We start from the raw sequence: 15,515 nt of genomic DNA on the forward strand, positions 1-15,515 counted from the left end.
GCCCGAGCACCACGTCGTACCCGATCCGTCCGATTGAGAAGCCGGACTGCTGGATTGCATCCGGTTCTCCTGTTGGACAGCGACGTGGCGCGAGGAGCAGCCTGAGGGTATGGAATACACACACCTCGGCCGCTCCGGCCTGTCGGTTTCGCGTCTCTGCCTGGGCACCATGAACTTCGGACCGGAGACCGACGAGCCCACCTCGTTCGGCATCATGGACGCCGCCCGTGCGGCGGGCATCAACTTCTTCGACACCGCCAACGTCTACGGCTCCAAGCTGAGCCGCGGCGCCACCGAGAGCATCCTCGGCCGCTGGTTCGCGCAGGGTGGCGCGCGCCGCGAGGACACCGTCCTGGCCACGAAGGTCTTCGGCACCATGTCCGACCGTCCCAACGACGGCAAGCTGTCGGCGCTCAACATCCGTCGTTCGCTCGACGAGAGCCTGAAGCGGCTGCAGACCGACCACATCGACCTGTTCCAGTTCCACCACGTGGACCGGGACACCCCGTGGGACGAGATCTGGCAGGCCATGGAAACCGCCGTGGCACAGGGCAAGATCCTCTACGCCGGCAGCAGCAACTTCGCCGGCTGGCACATCGCCACCGCCCAGGCCGAGGCCCGCAAGCGCAATTTCACCGGGCTGGTCAGCGAGCAGTCGCTGTACAACCTGCTCAAGCGTGACATCGAACGTGAGGTCATCCCGGCGGCGCAGGCCAACGGGATGGGCATCCTGCCCTGGTCGCCCCTGGAGGGCGGCCTGCTCGGTGGGGTGCTGCGCAAGGAGCGCGACGGCAGCCGCCGGGCCTCCGGTGCCAACGCGGAGAAGCTCGAGAAGAACCGCGACGCCATCGGCGCCTACGAGGACTTCGCCGCCGAGCTCGGCACCGAGCCGGGCGACCTCGGCTTGGCCTGGCTGATGCACCAGAAGGCCGTGACCGCACCGATCATCGGCCCGCGCACCATGGACCAGCTCGAGGCCGGGCTGCGCGCCGTGGACGTGAAGCTCGACCAGGCCGCGCTGACGCGGCTCGACGAGATCTTCCCCGGCTACAAGACCGCGCCGGAAGACTACGCCTGGTGAGCGCGACACTGAGTGTTCTGTTCATCGGCGGCAGCGGCGTTATCAGCGCCGCCGCCGCGGAGCTGGCCGTGGCCCGTGGGCACCGGCTCACCGTGCTCAACCGGGGCCAGTCCGACCTGCAGGCCGTGCCCGCCGCCGCTGAGCTGCTGACCGCGGACGTGCGGGATGCCGCCGCGGTGCGGGCCGCCCTCGGCGAGCGCCACTTCGACGTGGTCGTGGACTTCGTCGCGTTCACGCCCGAGCACGTGCGGGCCGACATCGAGCAGTTCACCGATCGATGCGGCCAGTACGTCTTCATCAGCTCGGCCTCGGCGTACCAGAAGCCGCCGGCCGCGCTGCCGATCCGGGAGTCCACACCGCTGCACAACCCCCACTGGCAGTACTCCCGCGACAAGATCGCCTGCGAAAACGTGCTGCTGGACGCCTACCGCGATCAGGGTTTCCCGGTCACGATCATCCGCCCCTCACACACCTACGACCGCACCCAGATCACGCTGCTGAACGGCTGGACCGACATCCACCGGATGCGCACCGGGCAGCCGGTGGTGGTGCACGGCGACGGCACCTCGCTCTGGACGCTCACGCACAGCACCGACTTCGCCAAGGCCCTGGTCGGCCTGTTCGGCCGCTCGCAGGCGCTGGGCGACAGCTTCACGATCACCTCGGACGAGTACCTGCCGTGGGATGCCCTCTACGCGGAGTACGCCCGCGCCGCCGGCGCCCCCGCGCCCGAGATCGTGCACGTGGCCAGCGACACCATGGCCGCCGAGAACCCGGAGTGGAGCGGGCCTCTGCTGGGCGACCGCTCCCACTCGGTAATCTTCGACAACACCAAGGTGAAGGCACTCGTGCCCGACTTCGTCTGCACCACCCCGGTGGCCCTGGGCTTCCGCGAGGCGATCGCCTGGTACGACGCGCATCCGGAGCAGCAGGTCGTGGATGCGGCGCTGAACGCCACCCTCGACCGGCTCGTGAGCGCGCACTCCACCCGTTCCTGAACATCCGTTACACAAGATTGGACACCCTATGAAGACCCGCCAGCTCGGCGATCGCACCGTGAGCTCCATCGGCCTGGGCGGCATGCCCATGTCGATCGAGGGCCGACCCGATGAGGCCCGCTCCATTGCCACCATCCACGCCGCCCTCGAGGAGGGCGTGACCCTGATCGACACGGCGGATGCGTACCACCTGCACGCCGACGAGGTCGGGCACAACGAGTCGCTCATCGCCCGCGCCCTCGCCTCCTGGGGTGGCGACACCTCGCAGGTGGTCGTGGCCACCAAGGGCGGGCACCTGCGCCCCGGCGACGGCAGCTGGTACGTCGACGGCCGGCCTGAGTACCTCAAGGAAGCCGCGAAGGCGTCACTGCAGCGGCTCGGCGGCGACGCCATCGACCTCTACCACCACCACCGGCCCGACCCGGCGGTGCCGTACGCCGACTCGATCGGCGCCATCCGCGACCTCCTCGATGAGGGTGCCATCCGCCTGGCCGGCATCTCCAACGCCAACCCGGAGCAGATCCGTGAGGCCTACGAGATCCTCGGCGGCCGGCTCGCCAGCGTGCAGAACCAGTACTCGCCGGCGTTCCGCAGCAGCCAGCCCGAGCTCGACCTCTGCACCGAACTCGAGGTCGCCTTCCTGTCCTGGAGCCCGCTGGGCGGCATCAAGTCGGCCGCCGACCTCGGCACCAGGTTCGCCCCGTTCCAGCAGGTGGCGGATGCCCGCGGCGTGAGCCCGCAGGTCGTCACGCTGGCCTGGCACCTGGCCGCTTCGCCCCGGGTGATCCCCATCCCCGGGGCGAGCCGGCCGGAGAGCATCCGCAATTCGGCCCAGGCGGCCGACCTCGTCCTCACGGCCGAGGAGCTGGCCGCGCTCAACGCGGCCTGAGCCGCACCGAGCTCACCGCACGACCAGCACGGCGGCCGGGAATTCTGTTCCGGCCGCCGTGTTGTCTGTCAGTACAACCGAAACTGGAGCATCCATGACCGCCACCGTTCACCTCACCCTGCAACTCGACCCGAACGCGCTCGATCGCGCAGCGGCGGTACTCACCGAGACCCTGACGGCCACCCGCGCCTGGCCCGGCAACGAGGGACTCGAGGTGATCGTCGACGACGCCGACGCGACACACGTGATCGTCGTCGAGTCCTGGGCCAGCGCGGCCGACCACGCGGCCTACGCCGAGTGGCGCACCACCCCGGAGGGCGTCAACCGGCTCGGCGAGATCCTCGCGGCCCCGCCCGTGAAGACGGTCTTCTCCGAGCGGATCCCGCTGGGCCTGTAGCCCCCGACGGTTGCTCAGGCAGCCGTGCCCACCCGGTCGTCTGCTGCACCGAGAACCTCGGCACCGGTCCGCGCGGCGGCGACGTCTTCGAGCAGTTGCTCGAGGAACGCCGACGCGGCCGGGCTCGGCTCGTCGGCCACGGCCACGGCCACGGTCCACTCGGGCACGCTGGCCGGCAGCGGCACGGCCACGAGGTCGTCGGGCCGTTTCTGCGCGAAGCTTGTGGGCACGATCGCCACACCGAGGTTGTAGCCCACCAGTTCGAGCAGCGGATGCACGTCGTTGACCTCCAGCGCCGCGCGGTACTCGAAGCCGGCCGCGGCGAAGGCCCGCCGGGCGAGCATGTGGGCACCCCAGCCGGCCTGGAATCCGACGAGGGGCTCGGCCCGGAGGGTCTCAAGGTCCACCTCGGTCAGGGACGCCACGGGGTGATCGGGGTGGCAGAGCACCACCATCTTCTGGCTGCTCAACCGGTGCAGCCGCACCCCGGGCGGGGTGTCGCCGGTGACGACGACCAGGGCCACGTCGGTGGTGCCGCTCGCCACGCCCTCGATGAGCTCGACCGAGCCCACCTGGCGCAGCCGCACCTCCACGCCCTGGTTGGCGGTGCGGAAGCGGGCGAGTTCGGCGGGCAGGTCCACGGAGCCCAGGCAGGGCTCGGCGCCCACGGTGAGGCGGCCGCGCATCAGGCCGCGCACCGCGGCGACCGCGTTCTGGGCGGCGGAGGCGCTCGCGAGCGTGCGCAGCGCATCCGCCAGCAGGGCCTGGCCGGCGGCCGTGAGCTCGACCCGACGGGTGCTGCGGATGAACAGCGAGGTGCCCAGCTCGATCTCGAGCGCCCGAATGGACGCGGAGAGCCCCGACTGGGAGATGTGCAGCAACTCGGCTGCCCGGGTGAAGTGACGTTCGTCGGCGACCGTCACGAAGTGCTCAAGCTGGCGCAATTCCATTGTGCAAGTCTATGACTGAGTATGGCTGCAATCAGAAGACGGCACGCTGATCGAGCTTGGGTCGCGAGGTCTCGACAGGCTCGACCGACGGGACTGGCGCGACCCACACGCTGGTTGAGCTTGTCGAAACCAGGCGACCTGCGACGACAGGCCGGCTCACCAGGTCCCGACAAGCTCGACCGACGCGACTGGCGCGACCCACACGCTGGTTGAGCTTGTCGAAACCAGGTGACGTACGACGACAGGCCGGCTCACCAGGTCTCGACAAGCTCGACCGACGAGACGGGAACGAGCACAGACAGGGTCACCAGGTCTCGACAAGCTCGACCGACGGGACTGGCGCGACTGGCGCAACCCACACGCTGGTTGAGCTTGTCGAAACCAGGCGACCTGCGACGACAGGCCGGCCCACGAGGTCTCGACAAGCTCGACCGACGAGACGGGAACGAGCACAGACAGGGTCACCAGGTCTCGACAAGCTCGACCGACGCGACTGGCGCGACCCACACGCTGGTTGAGCTTGTCGAAACCAGGCGACGTACGACGATAAGTCGGCTCACGAGGTCTCGACAAGCTCGACCGACGAGACGGGAACGAGCACAAACAGGGCCACCAGGTCTCGACAAGCTCGACCAACGAGACTGGCGCGACCCACACGCTGGTTGAGCTTGTCGAAACCAGGCGACGCACGACGACAGGCCGGCCCACGAGGTCTCGACGAGCTCGACCGACGAGAAGGGCGCGACTACACGCCGGATCGGGTCTCTACTTGTCGAGGGGGCGCCAGATCACGATCTGGTTGGAGCGGCGGGTGCGGGTTCCCGCGCGCATCGAGATGACCTCGCCGGCGGAACCGGCCGCGAAGACGCGGCGGCCCGGCCGGTTGAGCAGCTCGTCGGCCAGGGCCGCTTCGAGGTCCCCGACGCGGCTTTGCAGCGAGCGCACGGTGTCCTCCAGCGCGAGAATACGGCGGATGCCCTCCAGGCTCACGCCCTCGGCGCCCAGGTCGGCGATCTCCCGCAGCCGGGCCACGTCGCGCATGGAATAACGGCGCGAGCGGCCCGGCGTGCGGTCGGGGCTGACGAGGCCCAGGCGGTCGTATTGCCGCAGAGTTTGCGGGTGCATCCCGGCAAGCTCTGCGGCGGTACTGATCACGAAGACCCGGGTGTTCTCATCCATTGACGTTCGTTATCCCTTGGCCCGGGCGATGAGTTCGTCGCGCGGGTTCTCCTTGGGCAGGGCCTCGTTGAAGGCGAGGAGCTTCTCCTCGGCGTCCTTCGAGAGGTGCGATGGAACGGCCACCTGCACCACGGCGAGCAGGTCGCCGGTGCCCTTCGGCGTGACGACGCCGCGGCCCTTGACCCGCAGCACGCGACCACTGGGGGTGCCGGGTGCCACACGCAGCTTCACCGGCGGTCCGCCCAGGGTGGGCACCTCGATGGTGGCGCCGAGGGCGGCTTCGACAAAGGTCACGGGCACGTTCACACGCAGGTTCAGACCCTCACGCTCGAAGACCGGATGCTTGCGCACGGTCACGGTGAGCACGATGTCGCCGGGCTCGCCGCCATCCGGGCTGGGTTGCCCCTGCCCGCGCAGCTTGATCTTCTGACCGTCGGCGACGCCCGCGGGGATCTTTACCTTGATCGGCCGACCCTCCTGCGTCTGCAGGGTGATCTGATCGCCATGGGTGGCCGTGATGAAGTCGACCGTGGTGGACGCGATGACGTCGCGGCCCTTGCTGGGGCCACCGAAACCGCGGTAGCCGCCGCTGGGCGTGCCGAACCGGCCGCCGGCAGCGCCGGCACCCTGTCCGCCACGGCCGAACATGCCACCGAGGATGTCGTCGAAGCCGGCCTGCTCATAGGAGTAGCCCTGTTGCCGGGCTCCCCCGCCGAACATACCGCCGAAGACGTCGTCGAACCCACCCTGCTGGCCACCCTGGCCAGGGGCGGTGAAGCGAGCTCCACCGCCCATGGCGCGCACGGCGTCGTACTCCTTGCGCTGTTCGGGGTCGCCGATCACCGAGTGGGCCTCGCTGATCTCCTTGAACTTCGCCTCCGCTGCGGGGTTACCCGGGTTGGAGTCGGGGTGGTACTTCCGAGCGAGCTTGCGGTACGCCTTCTTCAGGTCGGCGGCGGAGACGTCTTTCGAGACCCCGAGAACCTTGTAGAAGTCCTTGTCGAACCAGTCCTGGCTAGCCATCGCTCGGTACCTGCACGACGACCTTGGCGACCCGCAGCAGCGAGGAACCGAGGTAGTAGCCGGTCTCGACGACATCGCCGACGGTTTCCACCTCGACGTCCGGGCTGGGCTGCTGGAAGATGGCCTCGTGCACGGTGGGGTCGAAGACGTCGCCGACCGAACCGTACGGCTTGAGGCCGATGCGCTCGGTGCTGGCTCGCAGCTTCGCGGCGATGGTCGCGAAGGCGGTGTCGCCCTCGAGGTCGCCGTGCTTCTCCGCCCGGAACAGGTCGTCGAGCACCGGCAGCAGCACCTTGACGACCTCTCCGGTGACGCGCTCGCGCTCGATCTCGCGGTTCGCCTCGGTGCGCTTGCGATAGTTCGCGTACTCGGCGGTGACCCGCTTGAGGTCGGCGAGGTGCTCGTTCGAGGGGTCGTTGGCTTCGAGAGTGGCCGCGTCCAGGATGTCCTGCACGGTCAGCTCGTCCTCTTCGATGCCCTCGGCGCTCGCGGCGTCAGGGCTCTCGCCCTGCTTCACCTCGGATGCCTCGGTCGCGCCGACCGCGGCGGCCAGCTCGGCCTCCGCGTCCGTTGCGGCGTCGGACCCGCCCGCCGCGGGGGCGCCCGAGTCGGGCGCTCCCGCAGCAGAGGCGGATTCTTCTTCGGGACGGTTCTCGTCCGGGCGCTTGGAGTCGCCCATTACTTCTTCGCTTCGTCCTCGTCGTCGACAACCTCGGCGTCGACAACGTCTTCGTCGGTCTTGCCGGCGTCGGCGGGCTCAGCGTTCTCGGACGCGCCGGACGCGGCATCCGCCTGGCTGGAGGCGTAGATGGCCTCGCCGAGCTTGCCCTGGCTCTCGTTGAGCTTGTCGAACGCGGTCTTCACCGCGTCGTCGTCGTCACCGGCGAGAGCGGACTTGAGAGCGTCGACGTCGCCCTGCACCTCGGTCTTGACCTCTTCGGGAAGCTTGTCGTCGTTCTCCTTGATCAGCTTCTCGATCGAGTAGGCGAGCTGCTCGGCCGTGTTGCGGGTCTCGGCGGCCTCGCGGCGGCGCTTGTCCTCTGCCGCGTGCTCTTCACCCTCGCGAACCATGCGCTCGATGTCTTCCTTGCCCAGCGCGGTGCCGCCGGTGATGGTCATCGACTGCTCCTTGCCGGTGCCCTTGTCCTTGGCGGACACGTGCACGATGCCGTTGGCGTCGAGGTCGAAGGTGACCTCCACCTGCGGGATGCCGCGCGGAGCCGGCGCGATGCCGGTGAGCTCGAAGGTGCCCAGGTTCTTGTTGTCGCGGGTGAACTCGCGCTCGCCCTGGAAGACCTGGATGGCCACGGACGGCTGGTTGTCGTCGGCCGTGGTGAAGGTTTCGCTGCGCTTGGTGGGGATGGCCGTGTTGCGCTCGATGAGGCGCGTCATGATGCCGCCCTTGGTCTCGATGCCGAGGCTCAGCGGGGTGACGTCGATGAGCAGAACGTCCTTGCGCTCGCCCTTCAGCACACCGGCCTGGAGGGCGGCGCCGACGGCGACGACCTCGTCGGGGTTGACACCCTTGTTCGGGTCCTTGCCGCCGGTCTCGGCCTTGACGAGCTCGTACACGGCGGGCATACGGGTGGAGCCACCGACGAGAACGACGTGCGCGATGTCCTCGACCTTGACGCCGGCCTCACGGATGACGTCCTGGAACGGCTTCTTGGTGCGGTCGAGCAGGTCTTCGGTCATCTTCTCGAACTGGGCGCGGGTGAGCGTCTCGTCGAGGTTGGCCGGGCCGTTCTCCGTGAGGGAGAGGTAGGGCAGCTGGATGCTGGTGGACATGCTCGAGGAGAGTTCCTTCTTGGCCTGCTCCGCGGCTTCCTTGAGGCGCTGCTTGGCGATCTTGTCCTTGGAGACGTCGACGCCGGTGGTTTCCTTGAACTTCTTGATCAGGTGGTCCACGATGCGCTGGTCCCAGTCGTCGCCGCCGAGGCGGTTGTCACCGGCGGTCGAACGCACCTGGATGGTGGAGAACTCGTCGTCCTTGCCCACCTCGAGGAGGGAGACGTCGAAGGTTCCGCCACCGAGGTCGAAGACCAGGATGAGCTCGTCTTCCTTACCGCGGTCCAGGCCGTAGGCCAGGGCGGCCGCGGTGGGCTCGTTGATGATGCGCAGCACGTTGAGGCCGGCGATCTCGCCGGCTTCCTTCGTGGCCTGACGCTCGGCGTCGTTGAAGTAGGCGGGAACGGTGATGACGGCATCCGTCACCTTGTCGCCCAGGTACTGCTCGGCGTCGCGCTTGAGCTTGGCCAGGATGCGGGCGGAGATCTCCTGCGGGGTGTACTTCTTGTCGTCGATGGCGACGGTCCAGTTGGTGCCGACGTGGCGCTTGACCGACGAAATGGTGCGGTCCACGTTGGTGACGGCCTGGCGCTTGGCGGTCTCACCGACGAGAACCTCGCCGTCCTTGGTGAATGCGACCACCGAAGGGGTGGTGCGGAAACCTTCAGCGTTTGCGATGACGGTGGGTTCTCCACCCTCGAGAACGGCCACCACCGAGTTAGTGGTTCCGAGGTCAATGCCGACTGCACGAGCCATGTGAGAGTATCTCCTTCAAAAGATGGGGTTCAAGGCGTATTGCTAAGACTTGAGTGTTGCTGACTCAAGTGTGGCACCGGCGGAAAAACTCGTCAAGTTGATGCGGACAAACTTGAGTCCACGAGGCTCAACTCTCAGCATCTTCACAAGCTCAGGGCCCCGGATACCCGTGGGAGGCACTCCCAGGCGAATCCTGAGACAATATCGTGTGCCAGCCTTGCCCCCGCCCGACCCGATTGCGGACTCCGTGCGCCGGCGCGCCGTGCTCGCCAAGCTTCCGCGCATCTCCCGGCTCGACGGAACGGCCATCCGGGTTCTGCTCGTCGACGACGAAGACACCCTCACTACTCTGGTGAGCCTCGCTCTCAGCTATGAGGGCTGGCTGGTCGATGTGGCGCACACCGGTCAGGATGCGCTGCGCGCGTACCGCGCCAACCGGCCGGACGTGATCATCCTGGACATCATGCTGCCCGACACCGACGGGCTGAGCGTGCTGCGGCACCTGCGCGACAACGGGTCGAGCACCCCCACCCTCTTCTTGACCGCGCGGGACTCCGTGGACGACCGCATCATCGGTCTCACGGCCGGCGGCGACGACTACATGACCAAGCCGTTCAACCTGGAGGAGCTCGTGGCCCGGCTGCGCGGGCTGCTGCGCCGCGCCGTGCAGGCCGCGCCCGACGACGGCTCCCGGCTCGTGGTCGGCGATCTCAGCCTCGACGAGACCAGCTACCAGGTGCGGCGCGGCGAGACCGACATCATGCTCACCACGACGGAGTTCGACCTGCTGCGCTACTTCATGCGCAATCCGATGCGGGTTCTCAGCCGCGCGCAGATCCTCGACGAGGTCTGGAACTACGACTTCGCCGGCAGGGCGAGCATCGTGGACCTCTACGTGTCCTACCTGCGCAAGAAGATCGACGCCGACCGGGCGCCGATGCTGCAGACCGTGCGCGGCGTGGGGTACCTGCTGCGGGCTGCCGAGTGACCACCCGCTGGAGCCTCCGGCGCCGCCTCGTGGTGGGCATCGCGGGCGTCGTGGCCAGCATGATGCTCGCCTCGGGCATCCTGAGCATCGTGGCGCTGGGCACGTCGACGATCACGGTGGCGGATGCGCAACTGACGGCCTCGATCTCGGCGTTGAGCCGGTCGGTCGACAAGTTCGGCCACAGCGCCGGCGGTGCCACGGACGGCACCGACCACAGCCGGGCCGGGCACAGCGGCGCCGGTTACAGCGGGGGCGGCTACACCGACAAGGGCGCCGGTCATCCGGACACCGCCGCCCGCGACACCGGCGAGGTGCGCACCAAGTCGCTCGTCGACTTCGTCGGGCACGGGCGCGGCAGCGTGATCGCCATCCTCTGGCGTGGCGAGGTGGTCGACTCCGCCCTGTTCTCCGACACCGGAGCCGTGGTGCTCACCACGGATGTGGCCGCAGACATCGCGCGGTCGGTCGAGGCCTCCGGCGGCACGGCGCCCAACCGCACCCTCGAGTTGGGCGAGCTGGGTCGCTACCGCCTGGCCACGGTGGTCAATGACGGCGACGTGCTCGTGGCCGCCGTGCCGCTGGCCGCGGCCGACCAGGCGCAGCTGCGTCAGGGAGTGGCCATCGCCATCCTGACCGTGCTCGCCCTGATCGGAACCATCGTCGGCACCATCGTGGTGGTGCGCCTGGCGCTCCGCCCGCTCGGCCGGGTGGTCGACACGGCCGTGGCCGTCACCTCGCTCAAGCTCGATGCGGGCGATCACGGCATCGCGCCCCGCGTGGCGCCCGCCGACACCGACCCCCGCACCGAGGCCGGCCAAGTGGGCGAGGCGCTCAACCAGTTGCTCGACCACGTCGACACGGCACTGAGCGTGCGGGCGGCGACCGACCGGCGCATGCGCCGGTTCGTCACGGATGCCTCGCACGAACTGCGCACCCCGCTCGCGGCCATCCAGGGCTACGCCGAACTCACCCGGCAGGACAGCGCGGAGCTGCCCGAGGTGACCGAGTACTCGCTCGCGCGCATCGAGTCGGAGGCCCGGCGGATGAGCTCGCTCGTGGCCGACCTGCTGCTGCTCGCCCGCCTCGACGAGGGACAGGACCTGCACGTCGACGACGTGGACCTTGCCGACCTGCTGCTCACCGCGGTCAACGATGCCCGGGCCTCCGCGCCGGGGCACACCTGGATCGCGGAGGTGCCGGACACGGCGGTCGTCGTGCGCGGTGACCGGGAACGGCTGCACCAGCTGCTGGTGAACCTGCTTTCCAACGCACAGGGCCACACCCCGGCCGGCAGCGTCGTGACCACCACGCTGCGCGTGGACGGCCCGGGCCTGCCGGTGCAGCTGAGTGTGCGGGACAACGGGCCGGGCATCGACGCCGACCTGCTCCCGGTGATCTTCGAGAGGTTCGCCCGCGGCGACGCCTCCCGGGCAACGGGATCCGGCGGCACCCGCAGCACCGGACTCGGCCTGGCGATCGCCCAGTCGATCGCCGAGGCGCACGGCGGCACCATCCGGGCCTTCTCCTCCCCCGCCGGCAGCACCTTCACGGTCGCCATTCCGCTCCCGCCCGCCCCCTCCCGCCCCTCCAGCGAGCTGTGAACCAAGCCCCGGAAATCCCTGTGCTTAAGTCACAGCTCGCGTAACGTTTGGGCATGCCTCGCCTCGTTGTCGTGCTCCCGCTGGCGCCGCTGACGGTCGGCGCGAGCTTCGCCGTGGCCGAGTGGCCGCTGCACGTCACGGTGCTGGCGCCCTTCCAGACGGATGCCGCCCCCGCCGCCATCGGCGACGCCCTCCATGCGGCCGTGGCCGGCCAGCCGCCCCTCACCCTCGTCGCCGGCGCCGACGAGCTGTTCGGGCGGCGGCACGACATCCCCGTCACGCTGCTCCTGGCACATGCCGGGCTCGACCGGCTGCGCGACGCCGTGGTCGACGCCATCCGCCCGTTCGCCACGGCCCCCGACGAACCGGCCTTCGCCGGCCCGGACTTCCGCGCCCACGTGACGCACAAACCTCCCGCCAGACTGCATCCCGGCGACACGCTCACGCTGAGCCAGATCGCCCTGGTCGACATGCTCCCCCGCGCGCACGCCGCCGGCCGCACGGTCCTGGCCGCCCACCCCTTCCTCGCCCCAAAACCCCTCGCGAACTGTGACTTAAGCCCTAGAAAACCGGGTTCACTGGGGGCATAAAACGCTGTCCGCGGCGGCTAAAATGGTCGGATGACTACCCATGCCGCTCCGGAGCACGTGCCGCACTAGTTCTTTCCGGCCGGGGCGCTCGGCGGTCTGGGGATGCTCGACGCCCTGGCCGGGCCGTTCCCCACCATGCGTTTCATGCCCAGCGGCGGGGTTACGGCCGGGAATGCCACCGACTACCTCGCGCATCCGTCGGTCTTCGCCGTCGGCGGCAGTTGGATGGTGCCGCGCGGGCTGATCGGTGCCGGCCGGTTCGCCGAGATCACGGCCCTCTGCCGCCGCACGGTCGACGCCTTGGCGGTGCACGGTGGTTGAGCGCACCGGCCGGATTGTCACGCTCGGCGGGACCATGGCGCTGCTGCGCGCCGAGACACCGGCTCCGCTGGCCCACGTGCACGAGCTCGCGCTGGGCATCGGCGGCGCCGAGAGCAACCTGGCGATCGCGCTGGCCCGGCTCGGCACCCCGGTCAGCTGGGTGGGCCGGGTGGGTGCCGACAGCCTGGGCGAGCGCGTGTTACGCGAGCTCCGCGCCGAAGGGTTGGATGTGCACGGCACGGTCGACCCCGAGGCACTCACCGGGCTGATGATCAAGGAGCGCCGCACGAGCGACACGGTCAAGGTCTGGTACTACCGCTCCGGTAGCGCCGGAAGCCGCCTGACCCCGGCGGATGTGGCGCCCGGCCTCATCGAGGAGGCCACCCTGCTGCACGTCACCGGCATCAGCCTCGCCCTCTCCGACAGCGCCAGGGACACGGTGCTTTCCGCCGTGGCCCGCGCCCAGGCCGCCGGGGTGCCGGTGTCGTTCGACGTCAACCATCGGGCCTCGCTCTGGTGCGACCGGGATGCCGCCGCCGCCGCCTACCGGGAGGTTGCGGCGAGCGCGACGATGGTCTTCGCCGGCGAGGACGAGGCCAGGCTGCTCACCGGCGCCGACGAGACTGCCTCCGTGGCCGACCTCGCCCGGTCGATCGCCGCACTCGGCCCCGACCAGGTGCTGATCAAGCTCGGCGCCGACGGCTGCCTCGCCCTGGTCGACGGCACCGAGCACCGGCAGGCGGCGGTGCCCGTGCGGGTGGTGGACACCGTGGGAGCCGGCGATGCCTTCGTGGCCGGGTACCTGGCCGAACTGGTGGCCGGGCGGCCGGTGGCCGAGCGGTTGCGCACCGCCGTGACCACGGGCGCGTTCGCCTGCCTCACCCCCGGCGACTGGGAGGGCATGCCGCGCCGGCACGAGCTCGCCCTGCTGCACCAGGCCGAGCCGGTGAGCCGCTGACCGGCCGCAATCCGAACGTCGCCCACGTTGACTTCAACCGGTCAGCAGGGATGTTCGCCTCAATCCGGCGGTCGAGGTGCCGGCAATCGCCACGGCACGCTCCTAGCGGCGGATGGCTTCGCGCGTTGAGTTGCGAGCGGTAATGATGCCAATCAACGCGATGACCGCGGCGGCGAGCATCGTGATCGCCAGTGGGAGTGCTGTGTCCTCACCGGCTATGGTCACCATCGGTGACACGAGGGCGGCCAGAGCGAACTGGGCCGCGCCAAGTACCGCCGATGCGGTTCCCGCCGCCTTGGGAACCGCGCCCAGTGCGAGCGCCGTGGCATTGCCGAGAACCAGGCCAACGCTCGCCACGGCGATAAAGATCGGGACGATGAAGGTAGCTGCCGGTGCACCCGTGACGACGAGCACGAACAGGGCCGCGGTTGAGACCAACATCACCGCGATCCCGATCTGCAGCACCCGGGCCGGACCGACGGCGTGAGCGAGTCGAGCGGAGAACGCGCTAGCACCCACCAGCCCCAGGGCGTTCACACCGAAGGTGATTCCGTATGTGACGGGACCCATTCCGATCATCACCTGGTACACGAACGGCGATGCCGAGATGTAGGCCATCATGACCGCGAAGGCGAAGATGAACGTGACAGTGTTCGCGATGAATACTCGCGACCAGAGCGCCCGCATAGGTGACGCCTCTCCGGGCACCCGGATTCGCGCGTGAGCGCGGCGTTCCGCTGGGTGCGATTCCCTCACAACCAGGAGCACGGCGGCAAGCATCAGAACCGACAATGCGGTTACCACCCACAGCACTCCGCGCCAGCCGACCGGCCCGACCAGCAGACTTCCAACGAACGGCGCGAGCACGGGTGCGACTCCACTGACGACCATCATCAGGCTGAACGCGCGCGCCGCCGGCTTGCCGACGGCGAGGTCTGACACTATCGCCCGGCCCACCACCATTCCGGCGGCGCCGGTCAACCCCTGCACGAAGCGGGCCACGATGAGGATGCCCACTGTCGGTGCAAGCGCAGCGGCCGCGCTGGCGAGGATCAGAAGGATGCTCCCGATCACGAGTGGGCGAACGCGCCCAAACCGATCGGAGAGCGGCCCGAACACAAGTTGGCCGGCAGCGATTCCGATGAAGAAGGCAGTGAGTGTGAGTTGAATCGATGTGGCAGACGTGTTCAGATCGGCCGTCATGGTCGGGAAGGCCGGCAGATACATGTCGATGGCGAACGGTGCCAACGCGGAGAGAAGAGCGAGGACGACAAGAAGGGCCGCGGACACTCCGCCAGCATTGGAGACCTCTGACTTGGTACTGAGAGGACTTGAGGTAGGCGCGGTGGCCCGTGGCTGTGGTGAGGACATGACGCTCTTTCAAGTAGTTGTGAATAAGTAACTATATCTCCACAACAAGATAGACTGAAATTATGTTCCCGAATGCACCCGCCTCCCCCATCCCGACTGACGTGGATCGCTATGCAGACCTGGCTGAAGTCATTCTGCGGGCGGCGCGCGAATTGAGCTTCCGCGAACATCGCGACTCTGGAACGATTTCCCTGACGCCGGCCAACGCCAACGTGATGCGGTACATCGATCGCAACCCCGGTGCGACACCGAGTGATGTCGCTGACGCGACCGGTGTCTTGCGCAGCAACCTCAGCGCCTCGTTGCGAGAGCTGGAAAGACTCGGCTTCGTCGAGCGGAGAAGCGACCCAGCCGACGGACGCGGCGTGCAACTGTTTCCCACCGAACGCGCCGCGCGCAACCTCGCCGTCATTCGAGCCGGATGGGGGGAACACGCGCGCGACGCACTCGGAGACCTCGCCGGCGTTGAGGACACGACGGCGCTCATCGAGCGACTGACCGCCGGCCTCGTTCAAGCCCGCAGAGCCCACCGGTCGTAGACCACCTGACGCGGATCCGGACTTCGTCAAGGATTGCTGCCCAGAGATCATCGCTCTCGCTGCGATTTGCCTCCCTAGCTTCTTTT

At 68.7% G+C, this 15,515-nt stretch carries 15 protein-coding genes and 1 pseudogene; 10 read left to right on the top strand and 6 right to left on the bottom strand.

Annotated features, from left to right (window positions below; translation table 11 throughout):
• Positions 1-109 precede the first annotated feature (109 nt).
• The 4 genes from PA27867_RS17625 (at position 110) to PA27867_RS17640 (ending at position 3,365) form a co-directional block, all read left to right on the top strand.
• The gene (locus PA27867_RS17625) at positions 110-1,081 is read left to right on the top strand and encodes an aldo/keto reductase (protein ID WP_066598360.1); all 972 of its coding nucleotides are present in this window, start codon (positions 110-112) and stop codon (positions 1,079-1,081) included.
• A complete protein-coding gene (locus PA27867_RS17630; protein ID WP_236900757.1) occupies positions 1,078-2,079 on the top strand; it encodes an NAD-dependent epimerase/dehydratase family protein in 1,002 nt (333 codons plus the stop codon). Before PA27867_RS17625 ends, PA27867_RS17630 begins: the two co-directional genes overlap by 4 nt.
• Positions 2,080-2,107: 28 nt before the next feature.
• Positions 2,108-2,968 carry an aldo/keto reductase gene (locus PA27867_RS17635; RefSeq protein WP_066598362.1) on the top strand — a complete coding sequence of 287 codons (861 nt, stop codon included), beginning with the start codon at positions 2,108-2,110 and terminating at the stop codon, positions 2,966-2,968.
• Between the two features lie 94 nt (positions 2,969-3,062).
• The gene (locus tag PA27867_RS17640; protein ID WP_066598363.1) at positions 3,063-3,365 is read left to right on the top strand and encodes a putative quinol monooxygenase; all 303 of its coding nucleotides are present in this window, start codon (positions 3,063-3,065) and stop codon (positions 3,363-3,365) included.
• Between the two features lie 14 nt (positions 3,366-3,379).
• On the opposite strand, the gene PA27867_RS17645 is transcribed toward PA27867_RS17640, so the two are convergent.
• The 5 genes from PA27867_RS17645 to dnaK all read right to left on the bottom strand — a co-directional run bounded on the left by PA27867_RS17645 (position 3,380) and on the right by dnaK (position 9,061).
• The gene (locus PA27867_RS17645) at positions 3,380-4,315 is read right to left on the bottom strand and encodes a LysR family transcriptional regulator (protein WP_084021293.1); all 936 of its coding nucleotides are present in this window, start codon (positions 4,313-4,315) and stop codon (positions 3,380-3,382) included.
• A 765-nt stretch (positions 4,316-5,080) separates the two neighbouring features.
• Positions 5,081-5,494, bottom strand: coding sequence for a heat shock protein transcriptional repressor HspR (locus tag PA27867_RS17650; protein WP_066598364.1), 414 nt, complete (start codon positions 5,492-5,494; stop codon positions 5,081-5,083).
• A 9-nt stretch (positions 5,495-5,503) separates the two neighbouring features.
• Positions 5,504-6,517 carry a DnaJ C-terminal domain-containing protein gene (locus PA27867_RS17655; protein WP_066598365.1) on the bottom strand — a complete coding sequence of 338 codons (1,014 nt, stop codon included), beginning with the start codon at positions 6,515-6,517 and terminating at the stop codon, positions 5,504-5,506.
• Positions 6,510-7,196, bottom strand: coding sequence for a nucleotide exchange factor GrpE (locus tag PA27867_RS17660; RefSeq protein ID WP_066598366.1), 687 nt, complete (start codon positions 7,194-7,196; stop codon positions 6,510-6,512). The genes PA27867_RS17655 and PA27867_RS17660 overlap by 8 nt, the downstream gene beginning before the upstream one ends.
• A complete protein-coding gene (gene dnaK, locus PA27867_RS17665) occupies positions 7,196-9,061 on the bottom strand; it encodes a molecular chaperone DnaK (RefSeq protein WP_066598367.1) in 1,866 nt (621 codons plus the stop codon). The genes PA27867_RS17660 and dnaK overlap by 1 nt, the downstream gene beginning before the upstream one ends.
• Positions 9,062-9,278: 217 nt before the next feature.
• Between dnaK and PA27867_RS17670 the strand changes: the two genes are divergently transcribed.
• The 5 genes and pseudogenes from PA27867_RS17670 to PA27867_RS17690 all read left to right on the top strand — a co-directional run bounded on the left by PA27867_RS17670 (position 9,279) and on the right by PA27867_RS17690 (position 13,519).
• On the top strand, positions 9,279-10,049 hold the full coding sequence (locus tag PA27867_RS17670; protein ID WP_269465870.1) for a response regulator transcription factor: 771 nt from the start codon (positions 9,279-9,281) through the stop codon (positions 10,047-10,049).
• Positions 10,046-11,650 carry a sensor histidine kinase gene (locus PA27867_RS17675; RefSeq protein WP_066598368.1) on the top strand — a complete coding sequence of 535 codons (1,605 nt, stop codon included), beginning with the start codon at positions 10,046-10,048 and terminating at the stop codon, positions 11,648-11,650. Before PA27867_RS17670 ends, PA27867_RS17675 begins: the two co-directional genes overlap by 4 nt.
• Positions 11,651-11,703: 53 nt before the next feature.
• Positions 11,704-12,240, top strand: a complete 537-nt coding sequence (locus PA27867_RS17680) for a 2'-5' RNA ligase family protein (protein ID WP_157109282.1) — start codon at positions 11,704-11,706, stop codon at positions 12,238-12,240.
• An 81-nt stretch (positions 12,241-12,321) separates the two neighbouring features.
• A pseudogene (locus tag PA27867_RS17685) lies at positions 12,322-12,561 on the top strand (keto-deoxy-phosphogluconate aldolase); the annotation flags it as partial.
• Positions 12,554-13,519: a sugar kinase gene (locus PA27867_RS17690; RefSeq protein ID WP_236900758.1), complete on the top strand. Its 966-nt coding sequence runs from the start codon at positions 12,554-12,556 to the stop codon at positions 13,517-13,519. The pseudogene PA27867_RS17685 and the gene PA27867_RS17690, both read left to right, overlap by 8 nt.
• Positions 13,520-13,621: 102 nt before the next feature.
• Here PA27867_RS17690 and PA27867_RS17695 read toward each other — a convergent pair whose 3' ends face one another.
• Entirely contained in the window at positions 13,622-14,890 is a 1,269-nt protein-coding gene (locus PA27867_RS17695; protein ID WP_066598371.1) for a multidrug effflux MFS transporter, read from the bottom strand.
• A 62-nt stretch (positions 14,891-14,952) separates the two neighbouring features.
• Between PA27867_RS17695 and PA27867_RS17700 the strand changes: the two genes are divergently transcribed.
• Positions 14,953-15,429, top strand: coding sequence for a MarR family winged helix-turn-helix transcriptional regulator (locus PA27867_RS17700; protein ID WP_066598372.1), 477 nt, complete (start codon positions 14,953-14,955; stop codon positions 15,427-15,429).
• Positions 15,430-15,515: the final 86 nt, after the last annotated feature.

The organism is Cryobacterium arcticum (genome assembly GCF_001679725.1).
Classification (GTDB): Bacteria; Actinomycetota; Actinomycetes; order Actinomycetales; family Microbacteriaceae; genus Cryobacterium; species Cryobacterium arcticum_A.